General features: G+C 60.1%; 18 protein-coding genes. 11 read left to right on the top strand and 7 right to left on the bottom strand.

Annotation, left to right across the window (positions count from 1 at the left end; genetic code table 11):
• Positions 1-100: 100 nt before the first annotated feature.
• Both KHO23_RS24860 and KHO23_RS24855 read right to left on the bottom strand, forming a co-directional pair.
• On the bottom strand, positions 101-667 hold the full coding sequence (locus KHO23_RS24860) for a hypothetical protein (protein WP_211614041.1): 567 nt from the start codon (positions 665-667) through the stop codon (positions 101-103).
• Positions 639-779, bottom strand: a complete 141-nt coding sequence (locus tag KHO23_RS24855; protein WP_211614039.1) for a hypothetical protein — start codon at positions 777-779, stop codon at positions 639-641. The genes KHO23_RS24860 and KHO23_RS24855 overlap by 29 nt, the downstream gene beginning before the upstream one ends.
• A gap of 496 nt (positions 780-1,275) precedes the next feature.
• Here KHO23_RS24855 and KHO23_RS24850 point away from each other — a divergent pair, with 496 nt between their 5' ends.
• The 3 genes from KHO23_RS24850 (at position 1,276) to KHO23_RS24840 (ending at position 2,209) form a co-directional block, all read left to right on the top strand.
• The gene (locus tag KHO23_RS24850; protein WP_211614038.1) at positions 1,276-1,461 is read left to right on the top strand and encodes a hypothetical protein; all 186 of its coding nucleotides are present in this window, start codon (positions 1,276-1,278) and stop codon (positions 1,459-1,461) included.
• A 70-nt stretch (positions 1,462-1,531) separates the two neighbouring features.
• Positions 1,532-1,966, top strand: coding sequence for a universal stress protein (locus tag KHO23_RS24845; RefSeq protein WP_211614036.1), 435 nt, complete (start codon positions 1,532-1,534; stop codon positions 1,964-1,966).
• A 72-nt stretch (positions 1,967-2,038) separates the two neighbouring features.
• Positions 2,039-2,209, top strand: coding sequence for a hypothetical protein (locus tag KHO23_RS24840; RefSeq protein WP_211614034.1), 171 nt, complete (start codon positions 2,039-2,041; stop codon positions 2,207-2,209).
• Positions 2,210-2,783: 574 nt separating this feature from the next.
• Here KHO23_RS24840 and KHO23_RS24835 read toward each other — a convergent pair.
• Entirely contained in the window at positions 2,784-3,101 is a 318-nt protein-coding gene (locus KHO23_RS24835; RefSeq protein ID WP_054043636.1) for a DUF1840 domain-containing protein, read from the bottom strand.
• Between the two features lie 527 nt (positions 3,102-3,628).
• Here KHO23_RS24835 and KHO23_RS24830 point away from each other — a divergent pair.
• From KHO23_RS24830 to KHO23_RS24805, 6 genes are all read left to right on the top strand, one after another.
• On the top strand, positions 3,629-4,789 hold the full coding sequence (locus KHO23_RS24830) for an HPP family protein (protein WP_211614032.1): 1,161 nt from the start codon (positions 3,629-3,631) through the stop codon (positions 4,787-4,789).
• An 89-nt stretch (positions 4,790-4,878) separates the two neighbouring features.
• Positions 4,879-5,292 carry a MarR family winged helix-turn-helix transcriptional regulator gene (locus KHO23_RS24825; RefSeq protein ID WP_211614030.1) on the top strand — a complete coding sequence of 138 codons (414 nt, stop codon included), beginning with the start codon at positions 4,879-4,881 and terminating at the stop codon, positions 5,290-5,292.
• A gap of 19 nt (positions 5,293-5,311) precedes the next feature.
• Entirely contained in the window at positions 5,312-7,102 is a 1,791-nt protein-coding gene (locus KHO23_RS24820) for a chloride channel protein (protein WP_211614029.1), read from the top strand.
• Positions 7,103-7,422: 320 nt separating this feature from the next.
• Entirely contained in the window at positions 7,423-7,956 is a 534-nt protein-coding gene (locus KHO23_RS24815; RefSeq protein ID WP_211614028.1) for a DUF4142 domain-containing protein, read from the top strand.
• Between the two features lie 79 nt (positions 7,957-8,035).
• Positions 8,036-8,326, top strand: coding sequence for a cupredoxin domain-containing protein (locus KHO23_RS24810; protein WP_236066985.1), 291 nt, complete (start codon positions 8,036-8,038; stop codon positions 8,324-8,326).
• A gap of 39 nt (positions 8,327-8,365) precedes the next feature.
• Complete coding sequence (locus tag KHO23_RS24805; protein ID WP_211614027.1) at positions 8,366-9,082, top strand: RNA polymerase sigma factor; 717 nt, start codon at positions 8,366-8,368, stop codon at positions 9,080-9,082.
• A gap of 461 nt (positions 9,083-9,543) precedes the next feature.
• On the opposite strand, the gene KHO23_RS24800 is transcribed toward KHO23_RS24805, so the two are convergent.
• Positions 9,544-10,572 (bottom strand): NAD(P)H-dependent flavin oxidoreductase, encoded by a 1,029-nt coding sequence (locus KHO23_RS24800; RefSeq protein WP_211614026.1) that lies wholly within the window; start codon positions 10,570-10,572, stop codon positions 9,544-9,546.
• A gap of 356 nt (positions 10,573-10,928) precedes the next feature.
• On the opposite strand from KHO23_RS24800, the gene KHO23_RS24795 reads away from it, so the two are divergent.
• On the top strand, positions 10,929-11,411 hold the full coding sequence (locus KHO23_RS24795) for a universal stress protein (RefSeq protein ID WP_211614025.1): 483 nt from the start codon (positions 10,929-10,931) through the stop codon (positions 11,409-11,411).
• Between the two features lie 72 nt (positions 11,412-11,483).
• On the top strand, positions 11,484-12,386 hold the full coding sequence (gene cysM / locus KHO23_RS24790) for a cysteine synthase CysM (protein ID WP_211614024.1): 903 nt from the start codon (positions 11,484-11,486) through the stop codon (positions 12,384-12,386).
• A 1,941-nt stretch (positions 12,387-14,327) separates the two neighbouring features.
• Here the strand turns inward: cysM and KHO23_RS24785 are convergent.
• The 3 genes from KHO23_RS24785 to KHO23_RS24775 form a co-directional block, all read right to left on the bottom strand.
• Entirely contained in the window at positions 14,328-15,599 is a 1,272-nt protein-coding gene (locus KHO23_RS24785; RefSeq protein WP_211614023.1) for a Cdc6/Cdc18 family protein, read from the bottom strand.
• Between the two features lie 271 nt (positions 15,600-15,870).
• On the bottom strand, positions 15,871-16,899 hold the full coding sequence (locus tag KHO23_RS24780; RefSeq protein WP_211614021.1) for a ParB/RepB/Spo0J family partition protein: 1,029 nt from the start codon (positions 16,897-16,899) through the stop codon (positions 15,871-15,873).
• Positions 16,889-18,121 (bottom strand): ParA family protein, encoded by a 1,233-nt coding sequence (locus tag KHO23_RS24775; RefSeq protein WP_236066983.1) that lies wholly within the window; start codon positions 18,119-18,121, stop codon positions 16,889-16,891. The genes KHO23_RS24780 and KHO23_RS24775 overlap by 11 nt, the downstream gene beginning before the upstream one ends.
• Positions 18,122-18,578: the final 457 nt, after the last annotated feature.

The following is an 18,578-nucleotide window of genomic DNA, read 5'->3' as shown; positions in this document are numbered from 1 at the left end:
AGCAATCCGTGGAGTTCGCCCCCCTGCGCGGACCACGCGTCGCGCAATGTCTGGTCCGATTGCGCACGCAAGGTATCGCGCTCGACCGTAGCGGCTTCGCTCAGCCGGGTGGCGGCATCTCGCCCAGCTTAGGCACGGGCAAGATCGGCCAGCGCCGAGGCAACGCGTGTCTACTGATCCTCGAGTTGGCACGCAGGGTATGGCCTTCGGCCTGAGGTCCTGCTTTGGCCGTCGCCACGGACGCGGCGCATCTCACCTCGGCCGGCGCTTCTGTCTCAAGCTCGTCGTCGCGTTGCGCGAAGACCTGTTCGCCATGTTCGACGGCGAACGCCCAGACCGATACCGTCGTGTTCGCGACCGCTGGCAGCAGTGAGGCGCTCAGTGTATCGATGCGGGCCTGCTCGTCCTTCCACAACTTGAGTTCATCGTTGATCATGGTGCGGCTGCCTTGCCGGATCCCGGCGCAGATCAGGTCGACGGTGAGCTCATACGGGAGCCGACTCTCGGCAACGAGGCAGACGGCGGCTTCGCGGGTACCGTTGGTATCGATGCTCCACGCGGTCCACAGACCGCGTTCGGCAGTCCCTCTCAAGGCGACTGAACCGCTCTGTGCGCTGGACAGGCCGCCGCCCGACGCATCACTCCACAGGCGGCTCGCCTTCGCCACGCGTCTTGACGGGCTTGTCTCCCGCTTCGACACGTTGCGGCATCCTGCTTTTCTCGTTATCGCTGTGCTTCACCGGTTGCGGATGCCTGATTTTTTCGTCGACGTCAGTCATGGCTTTGCTCCCTCGACTTTGCTGATCGTCCTGCGGCGATCACGGGGCCTGTAGTGCAATGTGGCAAAAATCATGCGACTGCGGCTTCACGGGCATCGACTACTTCGCCTCCCCGAATCCGAGCCGCGATCGGGAGTATTACTGGACCCCGAAATATCTCATGTTTTGATGTTCTGCCGATCTGCCAGATTCGTCAAGAGGGCCCGTTGGCCGGTGCTACCGCAAGAAACAGAGCGGGTTTAGCGCGTCCCTTCATCCTCATTTCGTGGTGCATTTACCGACGGCGATCGCTGTGACATATGTGGGTCAGATGACCACATATGTCACAGCGTGATATATACTTGGATCAAGTGTCTGTATCGGATTCCGGGTGCATTGAAAATGCACCCGGCGCCTGAGAACCTGAACCCGCGAAAGCGGTCACGGTTTGCCGGCAAAAAAACTTCACTTAAGGCTTTGACGACGCAGTCTCACGCAACATGAAGGAGAAGGCGCAATGGTCATTAATAACGATTTTGAAATCAGCTACCTGCTGATTGCATTTGCACTGCTTGGCACGATCCTGGTTGGCGACCTGCTCAGCACGCTGCAGTTGCAACGCTGGCATCCCAAGCTGCTGGGTGCAGCAGTGGGCGCGTTACTGGGTTTCGCGCTGATCGAGGCCGTGCCGATGTTCACCTGAACAATTTCGTGGCGGACCAATCCGATCGCGCGACTGGATGACACCGCGGAAGTTGGCAAAGGAATCCACCATGGCTCCGTTCAACCGGATCCTTCTCTGCTACGACGCCACACCCGAAGGGCGCCTCGCGCTGCGCTTCGGTGCGGCCCTCGCGCAGCAGTTGCAAGCTGAAACCCATCTCCTTTCGATTTTCGACTACACCTACTGGTCAAGTGGGTTCGACGTGATGTCGTCGATGAAATTCGAGATCAATGAGCAGGCGGCACGAGAGACACTGCGCGAGGGAATTGACTGGCTGCGGGCATGGGGTGTGACTGCAACGGGACATTATTCGGTCGGAAATGCGATTGACCAGATTTCCCGCCTCGCGGATTCACTGAAGGTCGACCTGATCGTCATCGGACATCATCCGCACGGTTTCTTTGCACGCTGGTGGTCGGGAGAAAACCATGCATTACTGCTCGACCGCGTATCTTGCGGCGTCCTGTTCAAGGTGGCCGCCTGATGGGTCTTGCACGAATTCGAATCGTGGTCGCCAGGATATCTTGTTGAGCGCACAACCTTGATGGAGACGAAGATGATAGTGGATCTTCTTGTACAGATTGTTGTGGCGGGCGCCGTGCTGGTGCTGGTGATTCTTTTCGTCGTTGCGCAGGCTCCGGCAGACAATCCTCGTGAACGGATTTTCCGGCGTACAAGCGGTGCGGCTGGCAGGCACTGGTGGAACCGCACGCGTCACGGACCTTAACGGCGCTGGCGGTATCGGTCCAGTGATGTCTCCTTCACCTGCTCAGGTCCTGGCCGCCGATGCCGACAATCGTCGGCGGCCGGGCGACGCTTCATTCGGATTGTTTGTCCCGCTGACGGATTGTCTACAGTGCGGGCCAGAGAAAGATCACGTGCTGGTCGTCGCCAGTATGCTTATGACGCGTGTCTCCCGTGTACCATCGTCTGCTGTCCGGGCAGCAGCCATTCGGCCACGTCACCAGCATGAAGGGTCCGCTCGATAGCATATCGAGCGTCGTACGGCCGTACGCGCTGACAACCCTCATCGGAATATCAGGGAAATAAGGAGCAGCCGATTCATTGGCTGGCGCAGCCCTCCACGTCCTGACTGGCTCGCAGCCGCTCCGGTTGACGCACGATCTTGAGCCTGCATCTTGTAGTTGGGCGCCGGGATGCGCGCCTGCCCACGCCGGCGCGCAGATGCCGCACGCGGCGACAGCCGCTGCGAACAGGCGCGGTGCAATCCATCGTTCCATCGTGGCTTCCTTCAGCGGGCGGTGCTGCACGCAACCGGCACTTGCGCTGCAATGCAGCGTCTACAGGCCCCAGATAATGTCGGCATTCTGTTTGCTGGCTTCACGCATCATGTCGAGAAATGGCCAGGCTCGCTGCGAAAGTCCACTGCCGGATTCCTGACGGCGTTCGCGGGAATACTGCAGTGATTCGAGGGCAATCTCCGCTTTTTCATCGTCCGAAATCGCCGTTTCGAGACGGCTGATTGCGCGAGGCAACTCGTCGTGGAGAATAACTCCACGCGTATCGAGCCGCTTGCCCACGAGACCCAGCAGATACTGGGCGAGATCCCTGAGCATCACGACATCGGGTGTAGCGGGCGATTGAAATGTGATCAGCATGATGGCTCCTTGTTTCAGTCTGTGTTGCGTCATCGCACCGGAAAGCCATTCCGACTCACCCGGGAGGACGAGTGCAGCGCGTCTTTCACACTGTGACGCAGCACGATCCGGGCAACTGCTGATCGTCTCCTGTGACAGCGGCCGGGGCCTCCACGATGACCGGCTTTGCACATCGGAGAGGCACGGCATCCCCATGGGCGCGTGCCATCCGGGCAAATCATCCTTGTAGTTTCATCCGGACTGCTCCTGCTCAAAAACCAGTCACGAGAAGGCCTGCCTTCATTTTATATCACAATGTGATCTGTTCAAGTTGCAAATACCGTCAACAGGACCAATCTGGACGATGCGCAGGACCAGGCCTAACCCTTGGCCAGCCCGCTACCGCGGGGTGTCGGCGACCTGGAGCGCACTTTTATATCACAATGAAATATAATCCTGACGACACGTTCTTTCGTTTCGCGAGGATTGCGCCGTAAGGTGTGGCCTCGTCCCGTGCGATACCGCCCTCTTACTTTCCTGGTCGAATCTTGTCCCGCTACGCTCTTGTTCGCTGGCTTTCCAGCTTCGCTCCTCACCCCATTGCCGTCCGGTGGTCGGAACGCCTGAGATCGTGTCTCGGCGCATTGCTTGGGATTGCATTCACCGGCGGGACGATGCACGTCCTTCTCGGACCGGCAGCAAATATTCCGCTCCTCGTGGCTCCAATGGGCGCTTCGGCCGTACTGCTGTTCGCGGTGCCCGCCAGTCCACTTGCGCAACCGTGGTCCATCATCGGCGGCAATATCGTCTCGGCGACAGTCGGCGTTGCCTGTGCAAGCTGGATCGCCGATCCGGTGGGCGCCGCTGCTTTGGCCGTCTCGCTGGCGATCTGTGCGATGTTCGCGCTGCGGTGTGTTCACCCTCCCTCGGGCGCGGTCGCGCTGACCGCGGTTCTTGGCGGTCCGGCCGTGCATGCGCTCGGCTACCGATTTGTGGCCGAGCCGATTGCGATCCAGTCAGTGGTGCTGCTGTGCGCGGCTATCCTCTACCACGCTGCGACCGGGCATCGATACCCGCACGTCGCGCAGAGTTCGGGCAAAGGTGCGGGCGCATCGGCTGCCGGGTCGAGCGAAGGTTTCACGCGTGCGGACCTCGAGGCGGTGCTGAACCGGCGCGGGGAATTGCTCGATATCGACACGGACGATCTGGAATCCCTGCTGCGCGACGTTCAGTTGCAAGCCTATGCCCGCACGTTCAATGAACTGACCTGCGCGGACATCATGTCGCGCTCGCTGGTCGCCGTGTCGGCAAATACGAGGGCTTCGGCCGCATGGAGTCTGCTGAAACAGCGTCGTATCAAGGCACTTCCCGTCACTGACGAGAGGCAGCACGTGATTGGCATCGTGACCCGCGCTGACCTTGTCGACAAACGGGCGTTGAGCAAAGGGACCGGTTTGCCCCCCATGCAACGCTGGTTCCGCCGCAGCATCACCCCGGCGCCGCTCGTCGGTGCGCTGATGAACGTCGACGTTCACACGGTCGACGCTGCGACGCCGATCGTCGAACTGGTGCCGGTGTTTGCGAACTATGGACACCACCACATCCCGGTTCTGGACTCGAATCAGCGGCTCGCCGGAATGATCACGCAGGCCGACCTCATCGCGGGACTTTATCGTCAGGCTTACGCGAAGCAGCGACGCGCGGCATAGCGCTATCACAGACGCTTGCGCATGCTCACACGCATAAATATCACGGCGTGATATAATTAGAGTTTTACTTATTTCTCCACGGAACGCCGATGAAAACACTCGCTCGCGGCTTGACCAAGACGGACTTCGAGCAGTTGTCCGAGTTTCGCTACCAGATGCGGCGCTTTGAGCGTTTTTCTGAGCAGGCCGCCCAGGGCGAAGGCATCACACCGTTGCAGTATCTGCTGCTCCTGCATATCAAGGGTTATCCGGAGCGCGACTGGGCGACCGTCGGCGAGCTTGCGGAACGGCTTCAGGCGCAGCATCACGGCGTGGTCGCGCTCGTATCCCGTTGTGAGGCGCTCGATCTGGTCCGCAGAAAAGTCAGTCAGACGGACCGCCGCCAGGTCGAGGTTCATCTGTTGAAAGCGGGCGAGCAGGTGCTGGCCCGTCTCGCCGAAATGCACCGCGCCGAACTGAAGTCGCTTGAGGGCGCGTTTAATGTTCCCCGGATTGATTTCTGAGTCACCTTTTTGAGTCCCCATGAGTCTCGATACCCATAAGCGCGATTTTTCCACCAACGCGCGACTTCCCGGCATTTCCGCACTCGCTGCGGGGATCGGCGCCCTGAGCACGCTCGCGGCATTTGTGCTGTTGAGCCTGATTCATCTGTTCACCAATCTGTTTTTCTTCCAGCAATTTTCGTTTGCGGACCGCTCGCCGGCCCTCAACACGTTAGGTATCTGGGTGGTGGTCGTTCCTGTGATCGGCGGCCTCATCGTGGGTTTCATGGCCCGTTATGGCTCGGAGAAGATCCGTGGCCACGGCATTCCCGAAGCGATCGAAGCCATCCTGTTCGGCAAGAGCCGCATGTCGCCGAAAGTGGCGATTCTCAAACCGCTGTCGTCCGGCATTGTGATCGGCAGCGGCGGGCCGTTCGGCGCGGAAGGCCCGATCATCATGACAGGCGGTGCACTGGGGTCGCTGATCGCGCAGTGCGTGAAGGTCACGTCCGCGGAGCGCAAGACGTTGCTGGTCGCCGGCGCGGCGGCAGGCATGACGGCGGTCTTTGGTACACCAGTGGCGGCCGTGCTGCTGGCGGTCGAACTGCTGCTGTTCGAATGGCGTCCGCGTAGTTTTCTGCCGGTCGCGCTCGCGTGCGCCGTCGCGGGTTTTGCGCGTGCGGCATTCTTCGGCACGGGGCCGCTGTTTCCGCTCGAGACTGCGCCGCCCGGCGCGCTGTCGCTGGTGTCCTGCGTCATTGCAGGCCTGATGTCCGGCGCGCTCGCGTCGGGCCTGTCAGCCGCTTTGTACAAGACTGAAGACCTGTTCGGCAAGCTGCCCATTCACTGGATGTGGTGGCCCGCGCTCGGCGGCCTCGTCGTCGGCATCGGCGGCTTTCTCGAACCTCGCGCGCTGGGCGTCGGCTACGATGTGATCGGCGATCTGTTGCACCAGCACATTGCCATTCAGATCGCTTTGGCGATCCTGATCGTGAAGGCGATCATCTGGGTCGTGGCGTTGGGCTCGGGCACTTCAGGCGGTGTCCTGGCGCCGTTGCTCATGCTGGGTGCGGGGCTCGGCGTCGTGCTCGGTCACGTGTTGCCTGGCGGTGAACCAGCCCTGTGGCCGCTCGTCTGCATGGCGGCCACGCTCGGCGCCACGTTGGGCGCGCCGTTGACCGCTATCGTCTTCGCATTCGGTCTTACGCACGACAGCAACGCATTGCTGCCGCTGCTTGCGGCAACGCTGGTCGCGCACGGGTTTGCAACGGTCGTCATGAAGCGCTCCATCATGACCGAGAAAATTGCCCGGCGCGGTTATCACATCTACCGGGAATACGGTGTCGATCCGCTTGAGCGCCACCACGTCGATGAGGTGATGTCGCGTACGGTCGAGACAATCGATGGAGATATATCCGTGGGCGAAGCGCTAGCAACGTTCTTCGGTGCGACGCAGACGCATCGCGCCTATCCGGTCGTGCGTCACGGCGCGCTGGAGGGTGTGGTCGATCGCGCGCTACTGGAAAAAATTCGCGATGACGGGGCGGCAGATGCGCTCGAGTCGCGCCTCGCTGAAGTGTTGCGCCACCGTTCCCCCGCATTTGCATTGCCGAGCGAAACCTGCCGGCTCGTCGCAACGCGGCTTGCGGTGCACGGTCTCGAACGCTTGCCCGTAGTCACGGACTCCGAAACGTTGCAACTGGTCGGCATCGTGTCGCGCAGCGATCTGGTCAAGCCGTCACTTGCGCACTTCGACGAAGAGCACAAGAAAGAACGCTTCCGGCGCTTGCCAATCCACGCCGGCAAGCGGCACTTCCCGCCGGTTCCTTAACACCGGTTCCTTAAGTCACCGGCCGATCAGCGGCCGGAACAGATACGCGCTTCTTCCGTGCCCCTTCGGGGGCACACCCTCCTGCCTTTTCTGCTGATTCAGCACTCATTTTCCAGACGATATCGTCCCTACGCTGCGAAGCCATGTCACGCTCCTCATGGCTGTTTCGCAACCGCGTCAAAGCAATGTGCATCGTAAGCCGCGCCCGGAAACGGGAACGGGGCTCGCACACGTGACATCCAACACCCTATCCAAGATCGAATCGGCCCCGAGCGATCGTGTGCGGACCGGACTTGCCATCACTATTCAGGAGACGCAACATGAAGTTAATCAGCGCAGCGCTGTTCGGTGCACTCACGCTTACCAGCTTCCCTGGCTGGGCACAGAGCGCCGGGCCCACCGATCCCCAGATCGCCGCCATCGTCGTGACCGCCAATCAGGTGGATATCGACGCGGGCAAGCTTGCGGAGTCGACAACGAAGTCGAAGGATGTCAAAGCATTCGCGCAACGCATGGTCACCGATCATAGCGGCGTCAACAAGGCCGCCACCGACCTTGTGCATAAACTCGGCGTGACGCCGGAAGACAATCCGACGAGCCAGAGCCTCAAGCAAGGCGGTGACGCGAACCTCGCCAACCTGAAAACGCTGAAGGGCCCACAGTTCGACCGGGCGTATATCGACCACGAGGTGACTTACCACGAGAGCGTCCTCGACGCGCTGGACAAGACGTTGATTCCGAATGCGCAGAACGCCGAACTGAAGGCGCTTCTCGTCAAGGTGCGTCCGGCCTTTGTCGCGCATCTCGAACACGCGAAGCATCTGCAGGCTGAGCTGGGCAAGAGCGGTGGGTAATCCGGCACTCTGCGTAGCCGGACAGCGCCGGGGCAAGTTACGCATCGGCGCCTTGATCCTTGCCTACGCTTTCGTTGCGATCACGACGACTTCGCTGGCGGGCTTTTCCGAGACCGCAGGCACAACGTACCGGGTCGTTATCGAACAGATGCGCTTCGATCCGCCGGTGCTCACGGTGCACCGCGGAGATCGTGTGGTGTGGGTAAACAAGGATCTGTTTCCTCATACGGTGACTGGAATGTCGAAGGCGTTCGATTCACACGAAATCTCGCCAAATGCATCGTGGAGTTACGTGGCGGGCCAAACGGGCCGTTATCGGTACTTGTGCACGCTCCACACCACAATGCGTGGCACACTGATCGTGCAATGAGGGATAAAAGATGAGTGAGGGCGACCTGGCGAGGCGGTCATGACAGACATCGCTGAAGCACATTCAACGTTTGCCGCAGGCGACGAACGCGAGGTGGTCCGCCGCATCGTCGCGGGAGATCGATCAGCATTCGAATGGCTGATGCGCCAGCACAATCGGCGGTTGTATCGTCTGGCACGCGCCACCTTGCGTGACGGAACGGAAGCGGAAGACGCGCTGCAGGCGGCGTATCTGTCCGCCTACAGATCGATTTCCCGGTTCCGCGGCGACTCCAGGCTCTTCACCTGGCTGTCCCGACTGGTCCTCAACGAATGCTATGGACGCCTGCGCCGGGCCGCACGCCGTCAGAACGTAATTCCCATGGTGGACGCGAACACTCATGTCGACATAGATGCCATGACCGCGCAAGATTCCGATTCCCCAGACAAGGCGGTAGCGCGCGCCGAGCTGCGAGCCTTGCTCGAGCGCAAGCTGGATGAACTGCCGGAAGTCTTTCGCGTTGTGTTTGTGCTGCGTTCGGTCGAGGAATTGAGCGTCGAGGAGACGGCACAGTGTCTCGACATCCCAGAAGCGACGGTGCGCAGCCGGCATTTCCGTGCAAAGAGCCTGCTGCGTGAATCATTGGCGCACGATATCGATCTCGCCGAGCGTGATGTATTCGAATTCGGCGGCGCCCACTGCGACCGGGTGGTCACCAACGTCCTATCGCAGGTGGTCGGCGAGGATGGCCAGGGCAGTAGCGCACCGGCGATATAAATCGCCTCTCTTCGTCGGCGCCTGTCGCTGTGTCTGGGCGATAGCGGGCATTCTCGCCGTGGCGGCAAGCTCGAGCGCGGACGCGCGGGCGATCAGGATCATATCGGGTACCTATGGCACGAACTGCGGAAAGCCACGAAGCGACGCGACGCGTGACCTCGCGCGTCAGTGCGACGGACTGCAGACCTGTCCGTACATCCTGCGCAAGGCACTGACCGGTGCGCCATCCAAAGGATGTCACGGGGACCACGTGGACTTTCGTGTCGAATGGCGGTGCACCGATACCGAGTTCCACACCGCCACGCTCAGCGCTGAAGCAACGCCGGGCAGTCGACTGGTGCTAAGTTGCGTCGAAGAGGCCGGCCCTGGCAGATAGACTTCGCCGTGCAAGCGGCCAAGTTCGACGTACCCGGATCAGGATCAGGCACGTTGATCATCTGGTAAACGGTTCACGAACGACATCAGGTGCGCACGCGTAACGACGCGATCCGCGACGAGGCATCCTTTGCCTCACTCAACAGCCGCTCGATGACCTCGGCGGCGCTGGAGACCCGATCGACGAGCGATGCCGATTCGCCGGCATAGAGCGCCATCTGCTCAAGATCTCCCGCCGTGCTGCGCAACGGCGAATCGGTGCTGAACCGGTAAATCGGCCGCCCGTCGTCGCTGGCGATCACATCGCGCGGCAGCCTGTCCGGGTGGTGTCCGAGCAGATTATTTCCTGCTTTCCCGGTCACGCTGTTTGCCAGGACGCGCACGGGAGAGTGAGGCGGCCAGTTGATCGCGAACAGATCGGTATAGACCGTATCCCCAGCCTGGGCGGCGAGAATGCGCTGCTTGTGATAGTCATGCGCGAAAGACTCATGCGTTGCGAGAAAAAGCGTACCGCAGTGAATTCCTGCCGCGCCGAGCGCGAGCGCCGCTACGAGGCCTGCGCCTGTCGCGAACCCGCCCGACGCGACAACCGGGATACGCACATGCCTCACAATCTCGGGAAGTAACGTCAGGATCCCCGTACGCCCCCGCACATGGCCGCCTGCTTCAATACCCTGCGCGATCACGACATCGGCCCCCGCCTCTTCAGCGGCAAGCGCGCCCTCGAGTGAACCGACCTGATAGAGCACCAGCACGCCGGCATCTTTCGCTCTGGCGACCACGTCGGGTACGACGTCCCAGAAGAAACATATCGCGGGAACGCGGGCGGCCAGACAGACATCGAGTTCTGCCGCGAGGAGACCTGGGTCCGTGGCGGAGGGGATCAGATTGACGCCGAACGGCTGATCCGTGGCAGCTCGCACCGCAGCAATCTCGCGGGAGATCAACTCAGGCGATTCGCGCACCATACCCAGCAGGCCAAATCCGCCTGCATGGGAAACGGCGGCTGCAAGCCCGGCACGCGCCGGACCGCCCATTCCCGCTGAGATCACGGGATACCGACACCCAAGCAGCCGGGTCAGTGGCGTAGCAAACGACGTCATATCGATAGCCATCGGAATACCTTTTCAATTGGGGATGGATGTGCCGTGAAGATCGACGTATTGACTCCCACCGGCGCCCACCAGTCCGGTGACAGGCACCGCCATTTGTGCAATCCGGGAACAGCTTCCGTCGCTTTATATCATGACATGATTGTTTCGAAAGACGGACCCATACCGCTTCTGCTCGAACCAGTCAGGTAGTCGGAGTAAAAAACCAATACATCACATGATGATATATAATGATTTCGACGTGATGTGATCTCCATCGTTGTGCTGCCGCGCTCCTGAGCGACGGCCGTTCGAACGGTTGCGCATCCGCCGCCCGGCTGCTGGATAGCGGGGCTTCCTGAATCGGAGCGAGTGACGATATGTCTGCGTTCGGGCGCATCCTGTTGTGTTATGACGCAACCCGTGAAGGGCGGCGGGCGCTACGTCATGGCGCCTCATTAGCGGAGCAGCTTAACGCGGAAACGCACCTGCTTGCCATTCTGAATAGCCTGGCGTGGACGCAGGGGGCCGACGTTGCGTCGGCCGTGCCGTTCGATGCGTTGGAGCAGTCTGCGAGGGAGATACTCCACGACGGCATCGAGACGCTCGCTGCGCGCGGCGTCATCGCAACGCCCCATTTCGCGATTGGCGACCCGCTGGTCCATATCCCGTTTTTTGCCCGTGAGTTGAAGGCCGATCTGGTTGTCGTGGGACATCGCCGAAGCGGCCCGGTGCGGCGATGGTGGAGTGGCAATAACGATCGATTGCTGCTGGACAGGATTTCCTGCGCAGTACTGGTCGCTATGGACCCAGAACACGCGAACGCTCACGATCCGGTAGAGACACTCTCCGCGCATGCATAAGGGCATCGGAAAAAGCTCGTAGCTGAACAATCCGACAGCCGTGGTTTTCACACCTCGCCAATACCGTGGAACATGACCTACAGAACCATTGAGGCCGTCATTGGCAACACCTCGCTCGTCGAACTCGTTCGTCTGCCAGATGAAACGATCCGGGAGCGCAACAACGTCATCCTCGGCAAGCTGGAGGGCAACAACCCTGCGGGTTCGGTTAAGGATCGAGCGGCGCTGTCCATGATCAAAGGGGCCGAGCATCGCGGACGCATACGGCCCGGCGACGTGCTGATCGAAGCGACCAGTGGCAACACAGGCATCGCGCTCGCCATGGTGGCCGCGCAGCGCGGCTACCGGATGGTACTGCTCATGCCGGAGGATGTCTCCGTGGAACGGTGCCGCAGCATGGCAGCGTATGGCGCCGAGATCATCCTGACGCCTGCCAAGGGCGGTATGGAGTGCGCGCGAGATATCGCTGCGCAGATGGAACGGGAAGGCCGGGGCATCGTTCTCGATCAGTTCTCCAACCCCGATAACCCGCTCGCACATTACAAAGGTACCGGTCCCGAGATCTGGCGTGAAACGCAGGGATGCGTCACTCATTTCGTTTCGGCCATGGGGACTACCGGAACCATCATGGGCGTAAGCCGGTTTCTGAAAGAACAGAATTCCACCGTTCAGATCGTTGGAGTGCAACCTGAAGATGGCTCGCGGATTGCTGGCATACGCAAATGGGCCGACGGATATCTGCCCGCATTCTTCGAGCCCATGCGGATCGATCGGACCGAGTCAGTTGGTCAGACAACGGCTGAAGCTGCAGCCCGTCGCCTTGCTGCGATCGAGGGGATTTTCTGCGGCATTTCGGCGGGTGGCGCATGCGCTGTGGCAATGCGCATTGCCCGGGAAGTTGAGAACGCGACGATCGTGTTCGTTATTTGTGATCGCGGCGATCGTTACCTGTCGACAGGCGCATTTCCAGCGTGATGGACATCGCGAGCGCTGATCTGGTGTTTCCCGCAATCTGTTTCATCTGGCGCAGGAGGGCAACGACAGCACGAACGACCAGTTCAACGCGTGCATGCATCTGCCACCGCGGAATTTGACTCCGCATGCATTATGTCTGTCGATCACGGGCGCCGATGCCGGGCATTTCGCTCCGATGCCCTACGGCCAGGCGCCTGTCTTCATCATTCAGGGCGGCATGGAGAGTATGCTCAATCGAAATCCTGCTTTGAATCAACGGACATGAGAAATGACAGCGCTCGAGCCCGAAACCGTCCGTTGGATCACGGCGCCGTTCTGCTGCAACTATGCGCTATGACAGCGTCGGCGTGGTGCCCTCCACTCCCTCCGGCGCACCCTGGGTGGCTTCGCGTCTAACCGACTGTCCATGGCGACGTGCCTGTTGTCCATACTAATGAGCCCACGGTCACCTCTGCAGCGCCAGCAAAATCCGCATCCCGGCTTGTCCATCGCGTTTTTCGCAGACACGTGCGGGTCTGATTCGAGACGAACCCAGACATCGAAGGCGAGCCGCTCGAACAGGGTTAGCCGGCGCCCGATCTTCGGACCGAACAGGTCATATCGATGCGCGCCGTGCGGACGTGCGATGTTGACTGCCCGCAAGAAACGTGGTGGTATCATCGACTACACTGCAGTTGTCCGACCTTCATGTTTTATAGTACAAAACGACCCGGACATCGGCCCCTCGGGCAGCGTCGTGACTGCGGTTTTGCACGCCAATTCAATCACTACAAAATACGTGTCATTCGCTACGTTTTTTCGTGCCCTTTAGTATGTATGTGCACATTAACCGCATTTTGGCGACCTGACGGCTGGTCCATCGCGTCCAGCCGTGAAACAACCCAACGGAAAGCCGGCAACATCCGCCGCAAAGCCTTACCGGCATTGCTTCTTCGATTCCTGAAGTAAGTCAGCCCTCTGTTTCACGGAGATCCCGGCCGGGGAGTGCCAGGGCATGTGACATTTCAGACATTCTCTTCCCTGGTCTGGCATTTCCGACTGTCGCTCCTTTTCGCGCAGATGCAAAAGTTATTGCGACACAGGCGGCAACCCAGCCCTCGCCCATTGCAGGCTGACCGGAGGTGCTGCAACTTTCCTTTCAACCGACGACCGATTAAACATAGGGCTGCTAATGACAACAACCCGCCGGTGAAGGCGGCAAACCGCCCGTTCCCGGCCGCGCAGCCACGGCGTGGCTGTGCCCTGCTGTGGCCAGCGACCGTAACGGCAGCGCGGTGTCCTGCCTGCGGCGTCGATGCCATGCCGCTAACAGGAGTTAGCGGCATTGAGCGTGCACAAAAAAACGGCCCGCCTATAGTGATCGCGCGGTCCGCTTCGTGATGCGCGGCGGAGGAGCGACGGGCGGCCAGTTGGTCCGCCAGCCCCGCCGCTGCTCCGTGGGTGGTCACGTGCCGTGGGCATGGACCACCTCTCCATGATAGTCGCTGTTCCGCCGCCCTGCCGGGCCTGTCTGGCAATCACAATGCAGACAAGGCTACCGGCGTTAAACCGGCACATTGATGCCGGAAACGCTCACACAACTAAAGTGGTGGCCAGATTTCAACTGATGTGGTGTTCCTCCGCCGTCGACCGCGCATGCGCCGCTTTCGACGTCTGTTTCCGGCGCGATGGCGGTGACCGGCTCATCGGGGTTGTCGTCCTTTACGTGCGAATTCTGGCGGCGTTCGCGTGCGCCGCGGCTCGCAGCAAGGCTCGGCGACGAAGCCGCTTTCGGGTAATCGAAGGATGCGTAAATCGTCGATCGACAATGACTTTTTCCGTCGAACCTCCAGTTTTCGCGCGATTCGAACGATTACCCCAATATTTTCGTCCGGTCTCTGTTATAGGCTAAGGGATTGCGCTCTCCGTTGTCCGCCTTGAATCCTTTCGCTTGTGCCCTACTCATACCGCCCGTGACAGCGCCGGGGAGAACCGCCGCAACGCTCCTTTTAAAAGGGCCAGATTATCCGTGACAGCCTCGGTGGCGATGCGCGGAGTGTCGACGATATGCGGGAGAGCGGACGAGGTCGCCTGACGGCGCCCTTGGGCAAATGCTTCGAGATCATCCGGCTGTGCTGGTCGGATCTGACCGTTCCGGAGTGCCTTCGCGAATCGCAGTTGCCATTGACCCGCCTCGCGACGTGCGACGCCCTCCTCCGCGTTGTAGACCGATAGCGACAGTCCGTCAGCATCGACGACGAGCTTGCGCTCACCGGTAGCGTCGACGAAGGACAGGCCCGCGACCTCGCGAACCAGCGACTCGGCGGCTTGTTGGTCCTCGACCGCAGCACGCGCGGCGTTTTGCTCTGCATGCCGTGCGCGGATCTGGAATGAGAAATCGGCTGTGCTGGTCAGAAGGGCGCGCAGATAGCAGATGGGCCGCTTGGCTTTCTGAAGATGCTCCCACGTTGCTTCGACAACATCGGACAGACGTTTGCCCTGCTCACGTGCTTCGCGCATCAGTTTGAAAATCAGGTAATCCCGAAAACCCAGGGACCGCAGGCGCTGAAGGTCCAGAGGCACTTGCCCCGGTTGTCTCTTTTGTAAAGAGGTGGGGAAAAGATTCCTATATATACCACCGTCTGCCAGATTGGCAGACCGATAGGAAAATGCTTCAGCCGCGGTGGTACCGGCTTGCTGAACTCCGGCATTGGTGCTTGATGAATCCACCGAATCAGCCTTTGCTTCGACTGGTTGAGCAGCCGGGATTGGCTCCGTTGCCAGCCCGAGAATGATGGCAGCACGCTCGGTCAGGTGAAGATAGGCGCGACCAAAGAGACCCGCCTGCACGTAGCGGCGTTGCGGTGGCCGGGCGATCAGACCTGCGGTTTCTAGGTCATCGAGGCTTCGGTAGAACGTCCGCTCTGACTGCATTGACCGTTCGGTCAGCAACTCACGTCGAGCGTAGATGTGCCCGTACGGGTTAGACGCGTCAACAGTGCGTGCAAGTGCAGCCAACACGGAGCGCGCTCGAGCAGGGATCCCATCGAGGCGCGAGGCGCGATGGACGGCCCGCAGGATGACCCACGGCAGGTTGACGGAATCGGAACTCAGGGCGATCGCGTCGCTGCCATCGGTCGCCTGAGAAGCAGGGGAAACATCGACGGTTTCGGTTTCGGGGAAGTGCGGGCGTAACCCCACCTCGCCAGCAACGAAGTGTTGCGCGATAGACATATCCAGCGTCCATTTCTTGAAAAATGGATGGAGTACGCTTGACTGTCTAATTCGATCGGCTACACTTCGAGGTGTCAACGCTCAACCCGATTTGCAGTCGGGAAGTGCAGCCGGGCGAGTGAACAGCAAGCCCGTATTCAAAAGCCTCCAGCGCCAACTGGAGGCTTTTGTCTTTTATGCCCGGTGATCAATTCATCTTGTTATTCCTATTCGCGTCGAGCCGAAGCCGTTCGCGAAAGATTCAAACTTCAAAGCCATTGATTTTAAACAACTATTTTTCCGAGACCTCTGTCTGCTCCGCCTGAGTTGCCGCTGCGCGCTGCTCCAGAACTTCCTTTAGCGCCGACTGGACCGCTTGAGCTTCAGCCTCCGACTGGAACTCCAGCCGCACGACATTCTTGGCCTGACGCACATCACAGTACGTGCCCCGCCCTGCCTTGACCTTGAAAGACGTCGCAGCAGGCGTCGCCTTCTGCTTCGCCGGGTCCGCGCTCGCGAACTTCACCGCCTGTGTTTCATCCAGCTCTTTGTTCGCCAGCCGCTGAGCTGCGAGTACAACCCGATCTCCCTTTCCGGTTCTGACCAAGCGCGCCAACGCATAGCCAGAAGTCGCGCCCATGAGGGCAGGCTTCTCGTTCAGAAGGGTCAGAACTTCAGCCGGGAGATCGTCAAACGCCATCAGTGCGGAAACCACCGATTCGTTCACCCCGGCCTGCTCTGCCATCTTGGCCTGGGTCATGTCCGGAAAGCGTTGGCGGATGTCCTTGAAGCCGAGGTACTTCTCATAGTCGGTCAGGTCTGACTGCAACAGATTCGCGTAGAACGCAGAGAGCGCCGCTTCGTCCTCGCTCGAATCGTCGTCCAGCACGCAGTCGATTTCTAGCCGACCCAGTTCCCGATAGGAATCCGTGCGCCAGTGTCCCGAGACGATTTCAAAGCCGCCTTCGACACGAGGCCGGATACCAACAGGCGTGGCCAATTTGTTGTGCCGGAGGTTCTCGCGCAGTTCGGCGAACGCCTCCGGCGACTTGTAGCGCCGCCGCCCCGGGACTTCGTGCAGGTCGGTCAACGGCACTTTCATCGAGCCCTTGCCACTGCGCTTGGCCTCTTCCAGTTCCGTTTGCAGTTGCTGGATTCTTTCTTGATACTCACGCGCTTCGAGGCGGAAGGCGCCCAATTGCGCCGGCATGGTCGCCGCGCGTGGCGTTGCCTCGGGAGGGCGCGCCGCAGCCGCAGACTCTGCTCTATCGGCGACCCCAGCCGTGCGCGCCATCAGGCGTTCCTTCAACTTACTCGACATTCGCTTTCTCCTTCAGCAACTGCGCGGCCCACGCACCTTGAATATGCCCTTCTATCTCGTCGACCATGGCGTCGAACGAATCAATGGCGCGGCTGTACTGACCCAAGGCCTGAACGTCGTAGATTGTCTTGAACTCGGCTGCTGCGTTCTTGACGACGTCCGAATCCTGAATCTCTGCCCGACCCAGCAACTCCGGGTAGGTTTGCTGAATCCATGACCGAACGACGTCGGTGGCGTCGACCCGCGGCTTCACCTTCGAGAGGAAGATGCTGATAAAAGCAAATTCCTTCTGCACGTCGCGGTCGTCGGCCAAGGCTTTGAACAGGTCTGCGAACTGCCGGAAAAACGACGCGCTCGAGGCGTAGTCGAGGGTCTCGGGCGGCAGCGGAACAATCAGGCCGTCGCTCGACATGAAACAGCTGGTGGCGAGGTACGCAAGGCTCGGCGGTGTATCGATCACGATCACGTCGTACTTCTCTCGGATCGGACCCATCGCCCGTTCTAGGACCTGCCAGAACTGATAGTTCGGATCCTTCGACTGCCGGTTCGGCAGGTAGAAATCCGCGCCGAACAGAGCAGGGCAAGCCGGGATGAAATCTAGGTTGTCCCAGTAGCTCGGAAGGATTGCGTAGTTCAGGTCCGGCTGTTCCTCGTAGACGAGCGGCATCACCGTCATTTCTTCGGTGACTTCCGGCGTCGGAACGTAGCCCATGAGCGTTGTCGACGAAGCTTGCGGATCGAGGTCGATCAGCAGGACTTTGTGACCATGAAGGGTCAGACCCTGAGCAATTGCCACAGCGCTGGTCGTTTTACCAACGCCGCCCTTGAAGTTGCCGATGGCCATCGCGAGGCCGAGCGCCCCTTCCGGACGGCGCTTGTACGGCGCCGCGATACGAATGAACTGCTGTGCTTCCGCGAGCGTGAACTCACGATTGCGTCCATTGCCGGTAAGGGTGCCCGTGGGATACTCTCCCTTCTTGTTACCTCGTGTACACAGGTACTGGATCTGGGTGCGCTCGATCTTGCAAAGCTTAGCCACGCGCGACGCCGTGAGCATGGGCGCCATCTTTCTGGGCCAAGGCTCAAGGAGGTCGTCGCGCAGCTGCGCGAGCGTCGCCTCTGCCCGGTCAGCAATGGCGATCAGTTGGTCGATACCAATTGCCTTGCGAGGCGGGGGTAGTTCCTTAGTAACCATGAGGTACCTGCGAATTGGTGTTGTCATCGAAAACCGCGACAATCATCAAAGTTCGATGACGTGCGATTTCGGCGAATAATAGCCGGTAAACTCGTAAACTTGAAGGTTTACTTTAGGTATTTGTTGCGAGACCAATCACACGGGGATTCCGAGTCACCGCGCGGAGTAGTTGGACACGGGTTGGAAATCGCCGAATTGGAGTAATTAAAATGTAAGAAAAGCGGGCGCAAGACTGGAACGTGTGCCCGCCCGATCGGATTCAAAGTTCAAAGTCATTGATTTCTTTGGCACTATTTTTTCGGAAGCGCCTGTCTTCACCTCGCGTTCGGTGTGGTTTCTTTGGCTCCCGCGCGGGCGGCTTTTATGGCCACGTCCTTTCTCTCTGCACTCGGTGCTCACCTTCCCGTAGACATTCAGCGTGTTGTCGACCTCGAAGACTCCGCAGAGAAACGCGAGCTGATGGACGGTCAGCCGTACTGCCGGA

It is taken from the genome of Paraburkholderia haematera, assembly GCF_905220975.1.
Taxonomy (GTDB): Bacteria; Pseudomonadota; Gammaproteobacteria; order Burkholderiales; family Burkholderiaceae; genus Paraburkholderia; species Paraburkholderia haematera.
The sequence above is the reverse complement of the archived record's forward strand: the minus strand, read 5'-3'. Positions and strand labels throughout refer to the sequence as shown.

Bases quoted from the DNA above. Each gene is read 5' to 3' on its own strand.
- KHO23_RS24855 (WP_211614039.1), bottom strand. From the start codon at position 779: ATGACTGACGTCGACGAAAAAATCAGGCATCCGCAACCGGTGAAGCAC.
- KHO23_RS24850 (WP_211614038.1), top strand. From the start codon at position 1,276: ATGGTCATTAATAACGATTTTGAAATCAGCTACCTGCTGATTGCATTT.
- KHO23_RS24845 (WP_211614036.1), top strand. From the start codon at position 1,532: ATGGCTCCGTTCAACCGGATCCTTCTCTGCTACGACGCCACACCCGAA.
- KHO23_RS24840 (WP_211614034.1), top strand. From the start codon at position 2,039: ATGATAGTGGATCTTCTTGTACAGATTGTTGTGGCGGGCGCCGTGCTG.
- KHO23_RS24835 (WP_054043636.1), bottom strand. From the start codon at position 3,101: ATGCTGATCACATTTCAATCGCCCGCTACACCCGATGTCGTGATGCTC.
- KHO23_RS24825 (WP_211614030.1), top strand. From the start codon at position 4,879: ATGAAAACACTCGCTCGCGGCTTGACCAAGACGGACTTCGAGCAGTTG.
- KHO23_RS24820 (WP_211614029.1), top strand. From the start codon at position 5,312: ATGAGTCTCGATACCCATAAGCGCGATTTTTCCACCAACGCGCGACTT.
- KHO23_RS24815 (WP_211614028.1), top strand. From the start codon at position 7,423: ATGAAGTTAATCAGCGCAGCGCTGTTCGGTGCACTCACGCTTACCAGC.
- KHO23_RS24805 (WP_211614027.1), top strand. From the start codon at position 8,366: ATGACAGACATCGCTGAAGCACATTCAACGTTTGCCGCAGGCGACGAA.
- KHO23_RS24800 (WP_211614026.1), bottom strand. From the start codon at position 10,572: ATGGCTATCGATATGACGTCGTTTGCTACGCCACTGACCCGGCTGCTT.
- KHO23_RS24795 (WP_211614025.1), top strand. From the start codon at position 10,929: ATGTCTGCGTTCGGGCGCATCCTGTTGTGTTATGACGCAACCCGTGAA.
- cysM (WP_211614024.1), top strand. From the start codon at position 11,484: ATGACCTACAGAACCATTGAGGCCGTCATTGGCAACACCTCGCTCGTC.
- KHO23_RS24785 (WP_211614023.1), bottom strand. From the start codon at position 15,599: ATGTCTATCGCGCAACACTTCGTTGCTGGCGAGGTGGGGTTACGCCCG.
- KHO23_RS24780 (WP_211614021.1), bottom strand. From the start codon at position 16,899: ATGTCGAGTAAGTTGAAGGAACGCCTGATGGCGCGCACGGCTGGGGTC.
- KHO23_RS24775 (WP_236066983.1), bottom strand. From the start codon at position 18,121: ATGACAACACCAATTCGCAGGTACCTCATGGTTACTAAGGAACTACCC.